The organism is Streptomyces sp. NPDC005402 (assembly GCF_040606575.1).
Taxonomy (GTDB): domain Bacteria; phylum Actinomycetota; class Actinomycetes; order Streptomycetales; family Streptomycetaceae; genus Streptomyces.
The window spans coordinates 602152-618848 of sequence record NZ_JBEXFB010000002.1; the positions used below are offsets into that span (position 1 = coordinate 602152).

At 71.1% G+C, this 16697-nt stretch carries 13 protein-coding genes; 4 read left to right on the forward strand and 9 right to left on the reverse strand.

The window, feature by feature from the left end; all coding sequences use genetic code 11:
- Positions 1 to 296 precede the first annotated feature (296 nt).
- A complete protein-coding gene (locus ABZT02_RS05660) occupies positions 297 to 1526 on the forward strand; it encodes a hypothetical protein (protein WP_356014507.1) in 1230 nt (409 codons plus the stop codon).
- A gap of 113 nt (positions 1527 to 1639) precedes the next feature.
- Here ABZT02_RS05660 and hflX read toward each other — a convergent pair whose 3' ends face one another.
- The 6 genes from hflX to miaA form a co-directional block, all read right to left on the reverse strand.
- A complete protein-coding gene (gene hflX / locus ABZT02_RS05665) occupies positions 1640 to 3151 on the reverse strand; it encodes a GTPase HflX (RefSeq protein ID WP_356014509.1) in 1512 nt (503 codons plus the stop codon).
- A gap of 134 nt (positions 3152 to 3285) precedes the next feature.
- Positions 3286 to 4839, reverse strand: a complete 1554-nt coding sequence (locus ABZT02_RS05670; RefSeq protein ID WP_356014510.1) for a M1 family metallopeptidase — start codon at positions 4837 to 4839, stop codon at positions 3286 to 3288.
- A gap of 518 nt (positions 4840 to 5357) precedes the next feature.
- On the reverse strand, positions 5358 to 7607 hold the full coding sequence (locus ABZT02_RS05675) for an HD domain-containing protein (protein WP_356014512.1): 2250 nt from the start codon (positions 7605 to 7607) through the stop codon (positions 5358 to 5360).
- Between the two features lie 287 nt (positions 7608 to 7894).
- The gene (gene dapF, locus ABZT02_RS05680) at positions 7895 to 8764 is read right to left on the reverse strand and encodes a diaminopimelate epimerase (RefSeq protein WP_356014514.1); all 870 of its coding nucleotides are present in this window, start codon (positions 8762 to 8764) and stop codon (positions 7895 to 7897) included.
- A gap of 85 nt (positions 8765 to 8849) precedes the next feature.
- The gene (locus ABZT02_RS05685; protein WP_356014613.1) at positions 8850 to 9353 is read right to left on the reverse strand and encodes a hypothetical protein; all 504 of its coding nucleotides are present in this window, start codon (positions 9351 to 9353) and stop codon (positions 8850 to 8852) included.
- A gap of 108 nt (positions 9354 to 9461) precedes the next feature.
- The gene (miaA, locus tag ABZT02_RS05690; protein ID WP_356014516.1) at positions 9462 to 10400 is read right to left on the reverse strand and encodes a tRNA (adenosine(37)-N6)-dimethylallyltransferase MiaA; all 939 of its coding nucleotides are present in this window, start codon (positions 10398 to 10400) and stop codon (positions 9462 to 9464) included.
- Between the two features lie 183 nt (positions 10401 to 10583).
- On the opposite strand from miaA, the gene ABZT02_RS05695 reads away from it, so the two are divergent.
- Positions 10584 to 10907, forward strand: coding sequence for a hypothetical protein (locus tag ABZT02_RS05695; RefSeq protein WP_356014517.1), 324 nt, complete (start codon positions 10584 to 10586; stop codon positions 10905 to 10907).
- A gap of 24 nt (positions 10908 to 10931) precedes the next feature.
- Positions 10932 to 11201 carry an antitoxin gene (locus ABZT02_RS05700; protein ID WP_356014519.1) on the forward strand — a complete coding sequence of 90 codons (270 nt, stop codon included), beginning with the start codon at positions 10932 to 10934 and terminating at the stop codon, positions 11199 to 11201.
- A gap of 122 nt (positions 11202 to 11323) precedes the next feature.
- On the opposite strand, the gene ABZT02_RS05705 is transcribed toward ABZT02_RS05700, so the two are convergent.
- Genes ABZT02_RS05705 through miaB form a run of 3 tightly spaced genes read right to left on the reverse strand, consistent with a single transcriptional unit; the run spans position 11324 to position 13907 of the window.
- The gene (locus tag ABZT02_RS05705; RefSeq protein WP_356014521.1) at positions 11324 to 12037 is read right to left on the reverse strand and encodes a class III extradiol dioxygenase subunit B-like domain-containing protein; all 714 of its coding nucleotides are present in this window, start codon (positions 12035 to 12037) and stop codon (positions 11324 to 11326) included.
- Between the two features lie 10 nt (positions 12038 to 12047).
- Positions 12048 to 12344 (reverse strand): hypothetical protein, encoded by a 297-nt coding sequence (locus tag ABZT02_RS05710; RefSeq protein ID WP_356014523.1) that lies wholly within the window; start codon positions 12342 to 12344, stop codon positions 12048 to 12050.
- 36 nt (positions 12345 to 12380) lie between these two features.
- Positions 12381 to 13907 carry a tRNA (N6-isopentenyl adenosine(37)-C2)-methylthiotransferase MiaB gene (miaB, locus tag ABZT02_RS05715; protein ID WP_356014525.1) on the reverse strand — a complete coding sequence of 509 codons (1527 nt, stop codon included), beginning with the start codon at positions 13905 to 13907 and terminating at the stop codon, positions 12381 to 12383.
- 1286 nt (positions 13908 to 15193) lie between these two features.
- Between miaB and argG the strand changes: the two genes are divergently transcribed.
- Positions 15194 to 16648 carry an argininosuccinate synthase gene (gene argG / locus ABZT02_RS05720; RefSeq protein ID WP_356014527.1) on the forward strand — a complete coding sequence of 485 codons (1455 nt, stop codon included), beginning with the start codon at positions 15194 to 15196 and terminating at the stop codon, positions 16646 to 16648.
- Positions 16649 to 16697: the final 49 nt, after the last annotated feature.

Here is a 16697-nt window from a genome sequence, read left to right on the forward strand (position 1 = left end):
TCGGCACATCGATGCCCCGACTGTCGGGAAAACTCCGGGGGTTGGGGCGCGGGGACCGAACCGTCCGCCGGCAGCAGGCCCCCATCGCTACCAACCCCGGACCGTTCGGCGGGTTACGGGTTGTCTGAAGATCTTTGGCATGACGGAACTGTTGCGGTTCCGGCGTAAGTCCCCCATAGCGGGCGCATAGTGAGTGAATCCGTTCCAGGGCGCGGTGCCGAAAGGTGAACTCGCGGGGCGTCTGCGGGAAGTACCCGGATGCGGCGCCGAGCGTCCACACCAGGGGGAGGCAGAGCATGCGATCCGAACCGCTGTCGTTGACGGCTCGCGGCGAAGGCGGAGAGGGCCCGCGCCGCAGAACCTCCCCGGTGCTGGCCGCCATGGCCCTCGCCGCGGTGCTGGCGCTGACCGCCGGTGGCTGCGGCTCGGGCGACCCGGACGCGAACGCGCAGGCCTCCACCTCCACCACGCCGGGGGGAGACGGCAAGATCACGATCCCGGACGACATCAGGGACCGGCTCAAGGAGCATGGGATCGATGTCGACAAGTGGAGGAACGGCGCCTGGAAGGACTGGGACAGGGACGACTGGCTTCGCGAGGCCCAGGACTACGTCAACCCCATCATCGAGGGCCTGTGGGACCCGGAGCGTATGCGGGAGGCCGAGGATCCTGACCGGGGTGTCCAGGAGAGCGACCTCTCGGGTGACCAGGGTGTGACCGACCCGGAGCCGGCGCCGGTGGACGCGAAGGCCGTATCGCCTACGTACCACGACAACGTTCCCGGGGCGGGCAAGGTGTTCTTCGACTCCCCAGATGGCACGATGGTCTGTTCGGCGACGGTCGTGGCGGACCCGGCCCGCCCGGGTAGGTCCGACTTGGTGTGGACGGCGGGGCATTGTGTGCACGCGGGCAGGAGTGGCGGTTGGTACCGCAACATCGCGTTCGTGCCGTCGTACAACGACCAGGCCCTCAAGGCAGAGGAGTTGGCGGGTGCGACCGAGGACGAACTCGCTCCGTACGGCGTCTGGTGGGCCGACTGGGCGGGGACCTCGGACCAGTGGATCGCGCGAGGCGGTCCGACCGGCGGGGACGGTGCCCCGTACGACTTCGCCGTCATCCATGTGACGCCGGAGGAGGGCGGCACCGGCAAGTCTCTGGAGGAGACGATCGGTTCGGCCGTGCCGGTGAACTTCGCTGCGCCGGCGGCGCCGCGGGTGGGGAGCATCACGGCCGCCGGGTATCCGGCGGCGGCGCCGTTCGACGGGGAGGCGCTGTACCAGTGCCAGGACAGGCCCGGACGGCTGTCGATCAACGCCTCGGATCCGACGATGTACCGGATCGGCTGCACCATGACCGGTGGTTCGTCCGGCGGCGGCTGGGTCGCGACCGGTGCGGACGGCGAGCCGGCACTGGTGTCCAACACCTCGATCGGTCCGGTGAGCGCGGGCTGGCTGGCCGGGCCCCGCCTGGGTGAGGTGGCCGAGGGCGTGTACGACTCGGTCAGTCGGAAGTTCGCGGGGCAGTGACGGCTTCGGCGAGCTGAAGCACACGGGCCGATCGCGACCGCCGGTGGCCTGGACGCGCGCGAGGCCCGCCCCTCGCGAAAGGGACGGGCCTCAAGCCTGCTGGGCTACGGCGTTCAGGCCACCGAAACCGGCACGGGCACCGGCACCGGCACGTACGGCGTCAGATCCGCGGCCAGCTCCTCGTGCACCCGGACCTTGAGCAGGGTGCCCTCCGCCGTGTGCTCCTCGGAGATCACCTCGCCCTCGTCATGGGCGCGGGCGACCAGCTTGCCGTGGGTGTACGGCACGAGGGCCTCGATCTCGACGGACGGCCTGGGCAGTTCGTTGTCGATCAGCGCGAGCAGCTCGGTGATGCCCTGGCCGGTACGGGCCGAGACCGCGATGGAGCGCTTCTCGATCCGCATCAGCCGCTGGAGCGTCAGCGGGTCGGCCGCGTCGGCCTTGTTGATCACGACGATCTCGGGCACGCCGGTGGCGCCGACGTCCCTGATCACCTCGCGTACGGCGGCCAGCTGCTCCTCCGGGTTCGGGTGCGAGCCGTCCACCACGTGCAGGATGAGGTCGGACTCGCCGACCTCCTCCATGGTGGAGCGGAACGCCTCGACCAGGTGGTGCGGCAGGTGCCGTACAAAACCGACGGTGTCGGCCAGCGTGTACAGGCGGCCGCTCGGAGTCTCCGCCCGGCGGACGGTGGGGTCCAGGGTCGCGAACAGGGCGTTCTCGACCAGGACGCCCGCCCCCGTGAGGCGGTTGAGCAGGGACGACTTGCCGGCGTTGGTGTAGCCCGCGATGGCGACCGAGGGCACCTTGTGGCGCTTGCGTTCCTGGCGCTTGATCTCGCGGCCGGTCTTCATGTCCGCGATCTCCCGGCGCATCTTCGCCATCTTCTCGCGGATCCGACGCCGGTCCGTCTCGATCTTGGTCTCACCGGGACCACGGGTGGCGAGGCCGCCGCCCTTGCCGCCGCCCATCTGACGGGACAGCGACTGACCCCAGCCGCGCAGCCTCGGCAGCATGTACTGCATCTGCGCGAGCGCGACCTGCGCCTTGCCCTCACGGGACTTGGCGTGCTGGGCGAAGATGTCGAGGATCAGGGCCGTACGGTCGATGACCTTGACCTTGACGACGTCTTCGAGGGCGATGAGCTGGCCGGGGCTGAGCTCACCGTCGCAGATGACGGTGTCCGCGCCTGACTCGACGACGATGTCACGCAGCTCCAGGGCCTTGCCGGAACCGATGAAGGTGGCCGCGTCGGGCTTGTCGCGACGCTGGATCACGCCGTCGAGCACGAGTGCGCCCGCGGTCTCCGCGAGGGCGGCGAGCTCCGCGAGGGAGTTGTCCGCATCCTGCACGGTCCCCGTGGTCCAGACGCCGACGAGGACGACCCGCTCCAGCCGGAGCTGGCGGTACTCGACCTCGGTGACGTCCTCGAGTTCGGTGGAGAGGCCGGCGACGCGGCGCAGGGCCGCGCGCTCGGAGCGGTCGAACTGCTCGCCGTCCCGCTCTCCGTCGATCTCGTGGCTCCAGGCGACGTCCTCTTCCATCAGGGCATCGGCCCGAAGACCTTCGGCGTAGGTGTGCGCGAAGCGCTGCGTGTCCTGGGAAGAAGATGAAGAGGAGGTCATTGGATCCTTACGTCGATGGAGATTCAGATTCGGCGGTCATGTCTCTCAACGCACGAGAACCCCGGGAGATTCCCGTGTCCCGCGCCGCGCCGACCTGAAGATGGTCGCACGGCACGGGGCGTCTCGTCACTGCCTTATTTCACCCGTGCGGCGGCGGGTGCCACGGCCTTCCAGTCCGGGTGGCCGGGCATCGGCGGGGTCTTCTCGCCGTAGAGCCAGCCCTGGAGGAAGCCGCCGAGGTCGCGTCCGGAGATCTCGGAGGCGAGGTGCACGAAGTCGGCGGTCGACGCCGTGCCGTCCCGGTGTTCCTGCACCCAGGCCCGTTCCAGGCTCTCGAAGGAGCTGCGGCCGATCTCCTGGCGCAGGGCGTACAGGACCAGGGCGGCGCCGTCGTAGACGTTCGCCCGGAAGATGCCGATCTTCTGGCCGGGCTTGGGTGGCTTCGGCGCGGCGGGCGGGCCGCCGGCAGCCCGCCAGCGGTCCGAGGCGCCGTACGCGGCCTTCATGCGGGCCTTCAGGGTGTGGCCGGCCTTCTCCTCCGCGTACTGGGCCTCGTACCAGGTGGCGTGTCCCTCGTTCAGCCACAGGTCGGACCAGGTGCGGGGGCTGACGCTGTCGCCGAACCACTGGTGGGAGAGCTCATGGACCATGATCGACTCGACGTACCACTTGGGGTAAGAGGGCTCGGTGAAGAGATCCTTCTCGAAGAGCGAGAGGGTTTGAGTTTCCAACTCGAAGCCGGTGTCGGCGCTGGCCATGAGGATGCCGTACGTCTCGAAGGGGTACGGCCCGACCTTCTTCTCCATCCAGGCGAGCTGGGCGGGGGTCTTCTTGAGCCAGGGTTCGAGCTCGGCGCGGTCCTTTGCGGGCACGACGTCCCGGACGGGCAGTCCGTGCGGTCCGGTGCGGTGCAGCACGGTGGACCGGCCGATGGACACCTGCGCGAGCTCGGTCGCCATGGGGTGCTGGGTGCGGTACGTCCAGGTGGTCGCCCGGCCGACGCGGTCCACCTCCGTCGGCAGTCCGTTCGCGACGGCCGTGTAGCCGTCGGGTGCGGTGACGCGGATGGTGAACATCGCCTTGTCGGAGGGGTGGTCGTTGCACGGGAACACCAGGTGGGCGACGTCGGCCTGATTGGCCATGGCGAGCCCGTCCGCGGTGCGTACCCAGCCGCCGTCCCGGTCCGCGGCGGAGACAGGGTCGCTCGTGTGCCGGACGGTGATCCGCATCCAGCTGCCACCGGGCAGCGGTTCGTCGGGGGTGACGACGAGGTCCTCGCCTGCGCCGGTGAAGGCCGCGGGCCGTCCGTCGACCTCCACCGACCGGACCTCGCCGTGCGCGAAGTCGAGGTTGATGCGGTCGAGTTCGGTCGTCGTCCAGGCGTCGATCGTGGTGACGGCCGTGAGCGGCTTGCTGTTGCTGCCGGGATAGGTGAAGGAGAGGTCGTACGACGCCACGTCGTAGCCGGGGTTGCCGAGGTGCGGGAAGAGGCGGTCACCCACGCCGAGCGGAGTGGCCGGGGCGCTCGCGGCGAGCAGACAGACGGAGACGGCGGAGGCGAGCAGCGCGGCAGCCTTGCTCCGTCGGGCGTTTCCGGTACGGCGCCGGAGGGCGTCGGGTCCGGGCCGGTGAGCGTGGTGTGGGTGGGCGAGGGCGGGAGCGGCGTGAGTGCGGAGGGTGAGCGGCATGCACCACCGCTACCAGCGCGCGCGTGCGCCACGGCGACGACTCGCGACCGGCCCACTCGAACGGGGTCCTGCGATCCCGATGAGGAGACGCGTGCGGTCCTGCGACACGCCACGCGCGCGTGGCATGGGCATGCGGTCATGGCATACGGCTCATTCAAGTTCGCGTAGGAACGCCACGCGCGTGTGAGGCCGTGTCAAATCAACGATCCTCACCCGCACGCAAAGCCCACGGCCGTATCCCCACACGCGCTGCGAGGTCCTGCGGACTCCGCACCCGGGTCGACACGGTCCCGTGGGGTCGACACCATCCGGCCGCTGCTCCCTGAGCCACCGGCCCGCTGGCCGCAGCCCCTGACGCCTCACCCCCGGGTGGGACGAGCCTCTGAGGCGTCGATTCCGGGTGGGACGAGCCTCTGAGGCGTCGATTCCGGCCTGCGCGGCAGGCTGAGGCACCGATCCCGGCCGACCCGGCCCCCGGGCACTGATCCCGATGGGCGCGGGTCTCCGAGGCTCCTGCGTCAGGCCCCGGGCGGCGTCTGTGCCCTGCTCACGTCGTACACGCCGGGCACGTTCCGCATCGCCCTCATCAGGGCGGGCAGCAAGGCCGCGTCCGGCAGCTGGACCGTGTACGTGTGGCGAACGCGCTGCTGGCTGGGGGGCTCGACGGTCGCGGAGACGATCTCGGCGCCCTCGCCGGCCATGGCTTCGGTGAGGTCGGCGAGGAGGTGCGGGCGCCCGAAGGACTCCGCGAACAGCGTGACCCGGCACTCGGCGGTGTCGCCCCAGCGCACGCCGACCTCCCTGCGCCCCTTCATGCGGGCCACCGCGGCGCACTCGACCCGGTGCACGGTGACCACTCCTCCGCGCACGGCGAAGCCGGTGATCTCGTCGGGCGGTACGGGCGTGCAGCAGCCGGCCAGCCGTACGGTCGCGCCGGGCTCGTCGACGAGGGCGACAGCGGCGCCAGGGCGGGCGGCGGCCTGATCGTCGGAGATCTCCGCCTCGGCGGTGTTCCGGCCCGCGCTGTCGGGCGTGTCGGCGGCCGACGGCTCTGCGACGGAGGCCCGGAACGAGTTCGCGTCCCTCCGCGCGGTCTGCGAGTCCCCGGGCATCAGGCCCGCCGTCCCGCCTTCCGGCCTGCCCCGCTCCTCGGCCTCGTCCGGCGCCTCGTGCGAGGGATGCGTGGCGATCCACCGCTGGATGGCGATCCGCGCCGCGGGGGTGTGTGCGTGCTCCAGCCACTCCTTGGAGGGTTCGGCGGCCGGGTCCTGTCCCATGAGGAGCTGGACGGTGTCGCCGTCCTTCAGGACGGTGCTCAGGGTCGCCAGACGGCCGTTGACGCGCGCACCCAGGCACGCGTGCGCGTCCTCGCCGTACTGCGCGTATGCGGCGTCCACACAGGTCGCGCCCTCGGGCAGACCCAGGGTGCCGCCGTCGGGCCGGAAGACGGTGATCTCGCGGTCCTGGGCGAGGTCCTCGCGCAGGGTGGACCAGAAGGTGTCCGCGTCCGGCGCGGCCGCCTGCCAGTCGAGGAGGCGGGAGAGCCAGCCGGGCCGGGTGGGGTCCACCCGCTCCTCGTCGGCGCCCCCGCTCTGCTCCTCTGAGAGGTCCGAAGGGGACGCGTACGGATTGCCGAGCGCGACCACGCCGGCCTCGGCGACCTTGTGCATCTGGTGGGTGCGGATGAGGACCTCGACGACCTGGCCGTCGCCGCGGGCCACAGCGGTGTGCAGCGACTGGTACAGGTTGAACTTCGGTACGGCGATGAAGTCCTTGAACTCCGAGACGACCGGCGTCATACAGGTGTGCAGCTCGCCCAGGACGGCGTAGCAGTCCGCGTCCTCGCCGACCAGGACCAGCAGGCGGCCGAAGTCCGCGCCGCGCAGTCGACCGCGCTTGCGGGCCGTCCGGTGCACGGAGACGAAGTGCCGTGGCCGGATGACGACTTCGGCCGGGATGCCGGCCTCGCGCAGCACCCCCCGCACCTCGTCGGCGATCTCGGCGAGCGGGTCGTCCGCGCGGGAGGCGTTGTCGACGATCAACTCGCGCGTGTGCTTGTACTCCTCGGGGTGGAGGATCGCGAAGACCAGGTCTTCCAGTTCGGTCTTGAGGGCCTGGACGCCGAGGCGTTCGGCGAGCGGGATGAGGACGTCGCGGGTGACCTTGGCGATGCGGGCCTGTTTCTCGGGGCGCATCACGCCGAGGGTGCGCATGTTGTGCAGCCGGTCGGCGAGTTTGATCGACATCACGCGGACGTCGTTGCCGGTGGCGACGAGCATCTTGCGGAAGGTCTCGGGCTCGGCTGCGGACCCGTAGTCGACCTTCTCCAGCTTGGTCACGCCGTCGACGAGGAAGCGGACCTCCTCGCCGAACTCCTCGCCGACCTGATCGAGCGTGACCTCGGTGTCCTCGACGGTGTCGTGGAGCAGGGAGGCAGTCAAGGTCGTGGTCTCGGCGCCGAGTTCGGCGAGGATCAGGGTCACTGCGAGCGGGTGTGTGATGTACGGCTCACCGCTCTTGCGCATCTGGCCGCGGTGCGAGGACTCGGCCAGGACCCAGGCGCGGCGCAGGGGTTCCAGGTCGGCGTCGGGGTGATGGGCGCGGTGGGCCTCGGCGACGTGGCCGATGGCGTCGGGCAGCCGGTCGCGGGCGGCGGGGCCGAGCAGCGCGGCGCGGCCGAGACGGCGCAGGTCGATCCGCGCCCGCCAACGGGCGGCCGGGCCTGCTACCGGACCTGGGGTCGCGGGGTTCGTCGCCTCCGCACTCATGGGCACCTCCGGCTGCGTGGACCGGCGGACGGGGTGCCCCATGGCGGACACGGCTCAGGGGATGGCATCTGTCCCCCGTCCGGGCCGGTGCTTGATGCTACCGAGCCCATCACGCCCGACTGACCGCCTCTCGGCGAGCGTGAAACGGATCACCCATTCGAGCGAAGGTTTGTAGGTTTACGATTTCGCGCCACCTGACCTGCGACTGGCTGTGGTTCTGCATCGCACAAGGGGTCGGAGGTTGCGGTTCCATGCCTTCGGATCCCTGATTGTTGCGATTCATATGGTCACCGAATCGCGCTTTCAAGCCAGTCGGCGTCGATCTCACCCTCCGCGACGATCACCGCCGGGCCGGTCATCTCGATCTCGCCGTCGGGCCGTTCGGTGATCACCAGGGTGCCGCCGGGCACGTCGACGGTGTACGTCGCGGGGCTGCCGGTGGCCGCCGGGTCGGTGCCGTCCCTGCGGGCCGTGGCCACGGCGACGGCGCACGCGCCCGTGCCGCAGGACCGCGTCTCGCCCGCCCCGCGCTCGTGCACGCGCATGGCCACGTGGCGGGGGCCGCGGTCGACCACGAACTCGACATTGACCCCGCTCGGGTAGGCGGCGGCCGGGCTGAAGGGCGGCGGGGAGTAGAGATCGCCGGCGTGCGCGAGGTCGTCCACGAAGGCGACGGCGTGCGGGTTGCCCATGTTCACGTTCCGGGCGGGCCAGCTGCGGTCGCCGACGCTCACCGTGACGTCCCCCTCGGGCAGCTGCGCCTTGCCCATGCCCACGGTGACGTCGCCGTCCTTCGCGATGTGCACGGTCTTCACGCCCCCGCGCGTGGCCACCGCCAGGTCGCCCTCGGTGACGTGACCGGCGTGCTGGAGGTAGCGGGCGAAGACGCGTACGCCGTTGCCGCACATCTCCGCGATGGAGCCGTCGCCGTTGCGGTAGTCCATGAACCACTCGGCCTCCCCGGCCATGTGCGTGGCCTCGGGGTGCGCGGCGGACCGTACGACGTGGAGCAGACCGTCACCGCCGATGCCGGCCCGGCGGTCGCACAGGGCGGCGACTGCGGCGGGGGGCAGGTCGAGGGCGTTCTCGGGGTCCGGGACGATCACGAAGTCGTTCTCGGTGCCGTGGCCCTTGAGGAAGGCGATCCTGGTGCTCATTCTTCGATCGTAAGGGAGGCGGGGTTTTCGGCTGCGGGCCCGGTGAGGACTTGCCGCGCAGTTCCCCGCACCCCTGGAGGGCGCTTCAGCGCAGCCTGGCCACGCGCCAGACCGCCAGGACCACCACCACGGCCACCAGCAGCACGTATCCGATCACGATCCGCCAGTCCGCCCGCCGACCGGAGCCCCGCTGCGGCAGGCCCGGCCACGTGTAACCAACGCGGCGCGCGGCCATCATGCCCCAGCCGGCCGCGCAGGAGCAGATCAGCAGGCCCAGCATCGCGATCACCGCTCCGCTGTCGCCGAAGTCGAAGGCCAGCGGGAAGGCGAACATCAGGGAGCCCACCGCGGCCAGCGAGACGATCGGGGCGAGCTGCCAGATCCGCAGGCGGCGCTGCGGGCGCAGCTCGACCTCGACCTCTTCCCCGCCCGGGAACATCTCCTCGGGCTCGGGGCCGTCGGCGGTCACACCGCCCTGGGTGTCGTCGGGCCCGTCGGGGCTCAGACGCTCTGCGTCCTGCTCCGGTTCACCGCTCTCCACGGTGAGGGGCTCGGTGCCTTGTGCGGTGTCGCGAGGGCCGGCCTCCATCGCCACGCGCCCTCCCAACTCGGACTCCACTTGGTCGATCGAAGCTCGATGATGGCACGGCGCCGGAGGCCGGGATGACGGCCGGAGCGTCCCGATGCCATGACGTGATCAGGCTGTGACCGGTCGTTCGACCAACGTCAGTGCGAGCTGCGGAAGTTCTGTGAGATGCGCCGCAGCCCCACTCAACCAGTGCACCCGCGGATCGCGCCTGAACCATGAATCCTGACGGCGCGCGAAGCGTTTCGTGGCACGGATGGTCTCGGCCCGCGCGTCCTCCATCGTGCACTCCCCCGAAAGCGCCGCGAGCACCTGCTGGTACCCGAGCGCGCGCGAGGCTGTGCGCCCCTCGCGCAACCCTCGCGCCTCCAGCTCCCGCACCTCGTCCACGAGGCCCGCCTCCCACATCCGGTCGACCCGGCGCGCGATGCGTTCGTCGAGCTCGGGCCGGGCGACGTCGACGCCGATCTGGACGGTGTCGTAGACGGAGTCGTGGCCGGGAAGGTTGGCGGTGAAGGGTTTGCCGGTGATCTCGATCACTTCGAGAGCCCGGACGATACGGCGGCCGTTGCTGGGCAGGATCGCCTGCGCGGCCCCGGGGTCAGCGGCGGAGAGCCGGGCGTGCAGCGCGCCGGAGCCGCGCAGGGCGAGCTCCTCCTCCAGCCGGGCCCTGACCTCGGGGTCGGTACCGGGGAACTCCAGGTTGTCGACGGCCCCGCGGACGTACAGTCCGGAACCGCCGACGAGGATCGGCCAGCGGCCCTCGGCGAGCAGTGCGTCGATCCTGGCGCGGGCCAGCCGCTGGTACTCGGCGACGGACGCGGTGACGGTCACGTCCCAGATGTCCAGGAGGTGGTGCGGGACGCCGTCGCGTTCCGTGGGCGTCAGCTTGGCGGTACCGATGTCCATCCCTCGGTAGAGCTGCATGGAGTCGGCGTTGACGACCTCGCCTCCCAGTCGCTGGGCGAGGAAGACGCCCAGATCGGACTTTCCGGCCGCAGTGGGTCCGACGACGGCGATGACGCGGGGGGCGGGGGGTGCGCTGCTCACCGCCCCAGTCTCGCAAACCTCGGGGCACCACCTCGAACGAGTTACGTGACGGCCCGGCCCCGGCATCGTTGCCAGTTGCGTGGTTTCCGCTGCCCTGTCCCTGAAGGCGGCGCTCCGGATGGCGCAAACGGGCGCACCGGATGACGCGGGATTCCCCCCGCACGAGTAACGTATGGAGTGGATATGGGCGTTTTCGCACGACTTCTTCGCAGGTCGAAGGCCACGGAGGAGGCGTCAACCGCCGAGACGCAGGCGGACATCCCGACGGCCGAGTCCGCGGCGGAGGAGGCGGCAGAAGCGAAGGGATCCACCGACGCCGAGGCCGGGACCGAGACCAGGGGTGAGACGCCGGTCGAGGTGACCGCGACCGCCGCGGCCGAGGACACGGACGGGTCGACGGCGACGGAGACCGTCGAGGAGGCTGCCGCCGAAGGCGTCGAGATCCCCAAGCAGCAGTCCGCCGAAGAGGCGGCCGACCATGAGGCCGGCGAAGGCGCCCGCAAGTAACTGCCCCGCGTGGGAAGGTGAACGATGGGTCTCCTGGACAATTTGAAGGCCAAGCTCAGCCCGGCCAAGGACAAGGTCTCCGGCCTCGCGCAGCAGCACGGGGACAAGGTCCAGCACGGTCTCGACAAGGCCGCGAAGGTCGTGGACGAGAAGACCAAGGGCAAGTACAGCGGCAAGATCCAGTCGGGCACGGGCAAGGCCAAGGACGCCATGGACCGACTCGCGCACAACGACGGCACGGGGGGACCGGGGGGCGGCAGCGCGCCGCCGGCCTCACCGCCGCCGGCTTCCTGAACGGCAGCACGGCACACCGGCGGACGGCCACGGGGCAGGACCCCCGGGGCCGTCCGCCGTTTGCCGGGCCCCGCCAGGACTCCGCCGCCGACCCCACGCCCTGCGCGTCTCCTCCACGGCTGTCAGGACCAGGTCGCGACCAGGTACCCCACGCCGTACGGCGCGTCCTCGTACAGCAGCGACCCACCGAGGTTCGCGCCCTCGGCGGCGCCCGCGAGAATCTGCCAGCAGGCCCGGCCGGAGGCCTTCAGTTCGTACGCCAGCTCCGCGTCCAGCGCTCGCAGGGCCGCCACGTCGGCCGCGCCCAGTGCTCGCGCGACCTCCGCGTCGAAGGGGGCCGCGCGCTCGTCGAGGTAGCCGGGTGCCTTCAGCGTGCGGCAGGCGCTGGCGTCGCCCATCACCAGCAGTGCCACCCGCTCGGCCCGGGCGGCGATGTCCCTTCCGGTCTGGATACACCGCTCGGGCTCCAGAGGTTCCCCCACGCCGAGTCCCTCGATCGGGGCATCCGACCAGCCGGTCCGCTCCAGCAGCCAGGCGGCGACGGCAAGGGAGGCAGGGAGCGGACGCTGCGGGGCGGGCTCCCGCTCCGGTCCGAGCCGTACGTCCACATCGACGCCGAAGCCGCGGAACGACCCCCGGGCGCCCTGCGGATGCGGGCCGCGTCCGCTCCGATCGGCGGGCCCCACGACGACGAGGCGGTCGGGCCGGGCCGCCGCGAGCACACCCAGCGCGTCCGTGCAGACGGCGCGGGCCCCGTCGAGCTCGGGCGCGGCCCCTGCGGCGACCGGCGGCACGAGAACGGGCGGACAAGGGCAGACAGCGGCTGCTACAAGCATGATCGGCAGCCTACTTCCAGGCCCACGGCCAGGACTCGGGATGCGTGCTCCACGCCAGTTCGCCCAGCCGGTACGTCACGCGAAACGTGGCCATCATGCCCTCGATGTTCGCGTAGTAGGCGTCCCCGTCACCGATCCGGTAGACGTGCCGACGCCTCTGGCGCAGAGCGATGCCCGGACGATGGGTGCAAGCGATCTCGTACAGGCGGGCGCGGGCCTCCTCCCGGGTGCCCTCGAAGTGCGCCACCTCGTCGACCTCGTGATGGTCCCCGTTACTGCGGTCGACCAAGACCACCCAGCGCCCCATGCCCCGCCCCTCCTGCGTGACCGGCAGCGTGTGCGCTCAGTGCGCCGCGCAGCCGCCCGTGACCACCGGCAGCGGCTCGGGAACCCCGATCTTCGGCAGGCCCAGCATGACACCCGCGGACGTGGCGGCCTCGGCCGCGTTCCGCTTCTCCCACGCGTCCCCCGCGCGCGTGCGGCGCACGTCGAGGACGGCACCCTCGGCGAGGAGGTGGTGCGGGGCGGCGTAGGTGACCTCGACCGTGACCACGTCGCCCGGACGGACCTCCTGGTCCGGCTTGGTGAAGTGGACCAGGCGGTTGTCGGGGGCGCGGCCGGAGAGGCGGTGGGTGGCGCCGTCCTTGCGGCCCTCGCCCTCGGCGACCATCAGCTCCAGGGTGCGGCCGACCTGCTTCTTGTTCTCCTCCCAGGAGATCTCCTCCTGGAGGGCGACGAGACGCTCGTAGCGCGCCTGCACGACCTCCTTGGGGATCTGCCCGCCCATGGTCGCCGCGGGGGTTCCCGGACGCTTGGAGTACTGGAAGGTGAACGCGTTCGTGAAGCGGGCCTCGCGGACCACGTGCATGGTCTGCTCGAAGTCCTCCTCGGTCTCGCCGGGGAAGCCCACGATGATGTCGGTCGAGATCGCGGCGTCCGGCATGGCGGCGCGGACCTTCTCGATGATCCCGAGGTAGCGGTCCTGGCGGTAGGAGCGGCGCATCGCCTTGAGGACCGTGTCCGAGCCGGACTGCAGGGGCATGTGCAGCTGCGGCATGACGTTCGGGGTCTCCGCCATCGCCGCGATCACGTCGTCGGTGAAGTCGCGGGGGTGGGGAGACGTGAACCGGACGCGCTCCAGGCCGTCGATGGAGCCGCACGCGCGCAGCAGCTTGCTGAAGGCCTCACGGTCACCGATGTCGGAGCCGTACGCGTTGACGTTCTGGCCGAGCAGGGTGATCTCGGAGACGCCCTCGCCGACCAGCGCCTCGATCTCGGCGAGGATGTCGCCGGTGCGGCGGTCCTTCTCCTTGCCGCGCAGCGCCGGGACGATGCAGAAGGTGCAGGTGTTGTTGCAGCCGACGGAGATCGACACCCAGGCGGCGTAGGCGCTCTCGCGCCGGGTCGGCAGCGTGGACGGGAACGCCTCCAGCGACTCGGCGATCTCGACCTGCGCCTCCTCCTGCACGCGCGCGCGTTCCAGCAGGACGGGCAGCTTGCCGATGTTGTGCGTGCCGAAGACGACGTCCACCCAGGGCGCCTTCTGCACGATGGTGTCCCGATCCTTCTGCGCGAGACAGCCGCCGACCGCGATCTGCATACCGGGCCGCGAGGCCTTCCGCGGCGCGAGGCGGCCGAGGTTGCCGTAGAGCCGGTTGTCGGCGTTCTCGCGCACCGCGCAGGTGTTGAAGACGACGACGTCCGCGTCGCCGTCGGAACCCTCGGGGGCGGCCACGTATCCGGCCTCCTCCAGCAGCCCTGACAATCGCTCGGAGTCATGGACGTTCATCTGGCACCCATAGGTGCGCACTTCGTACGTTTTCGGAGATGAAACGTCCACTGCCGGGCTCCGGTCGCTGCTGATGGTCATGGCTCAAGGGTAGGCGCTTGCGGAGGATGCGAGGCCCGGCCGCATACGGCCCCCACGGGAAGGCTGTGAGCCCGGGCGCCGGTTCCCGGCCGGGCACGAACGTCGTGGTGCGGGAGAGCAGCGCCATGCTGCCGGTCGGCCGGTCGGGGTGGACGGGCCGGTGCGCGGGGGTGAGGTCGGTGTGAGTCCGTCGCCGGGGACCACCTCCAGGTCGGTGACGGCGAGTCCGCGCCGTGCAGCCGAGCACCGAGGATCCGGCCGCCGTGATCTCGTCGAGCAAACCGGAGTCCGTGATCAGGCAGCCGCCCCGGCCGTCTTGTGCACGGGATGACCGAGTCCGTCGCCGGGGACCACCTCCAGGTCGGTGACGGCGAAGTCCGCGCCGGGCAGCAGGCCGCGGGGCCGTGCGGCGGCCGGGCCGGGGGTGATCAGTGCCCCTCATGTCATCAGGCAGTCGCCGAAGAGGGCCACGGTCAGCCGGGCGCCCTCGGGCCTCCGTGAGCGCGCGGGGCGCCGATGGCGCCGTGGAGCGGGAGCGCGGCTGGTCGAAGAGGGTCGGGGCAAGGAGGCTGACGCCGTTCCGGCTGACCCGTCCGGGCGCCCCGGCCGCGTCGAACTCCCCCTCGAACGGGGGCAACGCGCGCGCGTGCTGCCGTCGACGGCCACCGGTGAGGTGATCTGGGCGCGGGCCTGGTCGGCCAGGGCGGAGACATAGCGCTCGGACCAGTCAGGGTCCTCTTCCTCTTCCTCTTCCTCTCCGAGGAGATTCAACGCCGTCTCCGTGAGCGCGATGTCGTACCGGCGCCCGGATCGCAGCCCCTGGCGTCGACGCGGCGGCCCTCCACCATGACGGTCGGTGTCGGCGCCGCCTTGCGGGAGGCGGCGAGGCCGGAGACGTGCTGCCCCAGGGCCCGTACCGGGCGCCCTCGACGCAGCGCGCGAAGGACGCCTCGGCGATGCCGGCCCCCTTGCCCGAGGCGATCAGCCGGGCCCCACTGAGCCGGGGCCCTGTTCAGCGGGCTGCCTGGCAAACGGAACGGTGGCGAACGGAACGGTGGCCAGCAGGGCGGTGGCCAACAGGACGGTGGGCGACCGCTCGCATCTCCCGGGCGTCGAGGTGGGCGACCGGTCGGTAGCTCGGCGCCGCCGCTGAGCGTGCCCCCGCCGCCGCAGCAACCGCAGCGCGTTCTCATGGATCACAACAGAACCGCACCGATGACGTGAATCACGTGCGGGGCAGAACCAGGGACTTTGCATGACCATACGCGGTGATGCATAATCTTCCTATGTCCAAGGTCCTCACGTCCCTCCCCGCCGGCGAACGCGTCGGCATCGCCTTCTCCGGCGGTCTCGACACCTCCGTCGCGGTCGCGTGGATGCGTGACAAGGGCGCCATCCCCTGCACGTACACCGCGCACATCGGCCAGTACGACGAGCCCGACATCGACTCGGTGCCCGACCGCGCGAAGACCTACGGTGCCGAGATCGCGCGCCTGGTCGACTGCCGGGCCGCGCTGGTCGAGGAGGGACTGGCCGCGCTCACCTGCGGGGCGTTCCACATCCGCTCGGGCGGGCGGGCGTACTTCAACACCACGCCGCTGGGCCGTGCCGTCACCGGCACGCTGCTGGTGCGGGCGATGCTGGAGGACAACGTCCAGATCTGGGGCGACGGTTCGACCTTCAAGGGCAACGACATCGAGCGGTTCTACCGCTACGGCCTGCTCGCCAACCCCAACCTGCGGATCTACAAGCCCTGGCTGGACGCGGACTTCGTGACCGAGCTCGGCGGCCGCAAGGAGATGTCGGAGTGGCTGGTCGCGCACCAGCTGCCGTACCGGGACTCGACGGAGAAGGCGTACTCCACCGACGCCAACATCTGGGGCGCCACGCACGAGGCCAAGACCCTGGAGCACCTCAACACCGGCATCGAGACCGTCGAGCCGATCATGGGCGTCAAGTTCTGGGACCCGTCGGTCGAGATCGCGCCCGAGGACGTGACGATCGGCTTCGACCAGGGCCGCCCGGTGACCATCAACGGCAAGGAGTTCGGCTCCGCCGTCGACCTGGTCATGGAGGCCAACGCCATCGGCGGCCGGCACGGCCTGGGCATGTCCGACCAGATCGAGAACCGGATCATCGAGGCGAAGAGCCGCGGCATCTACGAGGCCCCCGGCATGGCCCTGCTGCACGCCGCCTACGAGCGTCTCGTCAACGCGATCCACAACGAGGACACCGTCGCCCAGTACCACAACGAGGGCCGGCGCCTGGGCCGTCTCATGTACGAGGGCCGCTGGCTGGACCCGCAGGCCCTGATGATCCGCGAGTCGCTCCAGCGCTGGGTCGGCGCGGCCGTCACCGGCGAGGTCACCCTCCGTCTGCGGCGCGGCGAGGACTACTCGATCCTCGACACCACGGGCCCGGCGTTCTCGTACCACCCGGACAAGCTGTCGATGGAGCGCACCGAGGACTCGGCCTTCGGCCCGGTGGACCGGATCGGCCAGCTCACCATGCGCAACCTGGACATCGCGGACTCGCGCGCCAAGCTGGAGCAGTACGCCGGCCTCGGTCTGATCGGCACCGGCAGCCCCACGATCGGCGCCTCCCAGGCCGCCGCGACCGGGCTGATCGGCACCATGCCGGAACTCCCCGAGGGCGGCGCCGAGGCGATCGCCTCCCGCGGCGAGGTCTCGGAGGACGAGGCCCTGCTGGACCGGGCGGCGATGGAGTTCGGCACGGACTGACACACGTCCTGAGAGTGAGCGAGGCCGGTGCGACCCCGCACCGGCCTCC

Coding starts and splice junctions, on each gene's coding strand:
- ABZT02_RS05675 (WP_356014512.1), bottom strand. CDS start 7,607: ATGAGTGCGGAGGCGACGAACCCCGCGACCCCAGGTCCGGTAGCAGGC.
- dapF (WP_356014514.1), bottom strand. CDS start 8,764: ATGAGCACCAGGATCGCCTTCCTCAAGGGCCACGGCACCGAGAACGAC.
- miaB (WP_356014525.1), bottom strand. CDS start 13,907: ATGACCATCAGCAGCGACCGGAGCCCGGCAGTGGACGTTTCATCTCCG.
- ABZT02_RS05660 (WP_356014507.1), top strand. CDS start 297: ATGCGATCCGAACCGCTGTCGTTGACGGCTCGCGGCGAAGGCGGAGAG.
- ABZT02_RS05695 (WP_356014517.1), top strand. CDS start 10,584: ATGGGCGTTTTCGCACGACTTCTTCGCAGGTCGAAGGCCACGGAGGAG.
- ABZT02_RS05700 (WP_356014519.1), top strand. CDS start 10,932: ATGGGTCTCCTGGACAATTTGAAGGCCAAGCTCAGCCCGGCCAAGGAC.
- ABZT02_RS05685 (WP_356014613.1), bottom strand. CDS start 9,353: ATGGAGGCCGGCCCTCGCGACACCGCACAAGGCACCGAGCCCCTCACC.
- hflX (WP_356014509.1), bottom strand. CDS start 3,151: ATGACCTCCTCTTCATCTTCTTCCCAGGACACGCAGCGCTTCGCGCAC.
- ABZT02_RS05705 (WP_356014521.1), bottom strand. CDS start 12,037: ATGCTTGTAGCAGCCGCTGTCTGCCCTTGTCCGCCCGTTCTCGTGCCG.
- ABZT02_RS05710 (WP_356014523.1), bottom strand. CDS start 12,344: ATGGGGCGCTGGGTGGTCTTGGTCGACCGCAGTAACGGGGACCATCAC.
- ABZT02_RS05670 (WP_356014510.1), bottom strand. CDS start 4,839: ATGCCGCTCACCCTCCGCACTCACGCCGCTCCCGCCCTCGCCCACCCA.
- argG (WP_356014527.1), top strand. CDS start 15,194: ATGTCCAAGGTCCTCACGTCCCTCCCCGCCGGCGAACGCGTCGGCATC.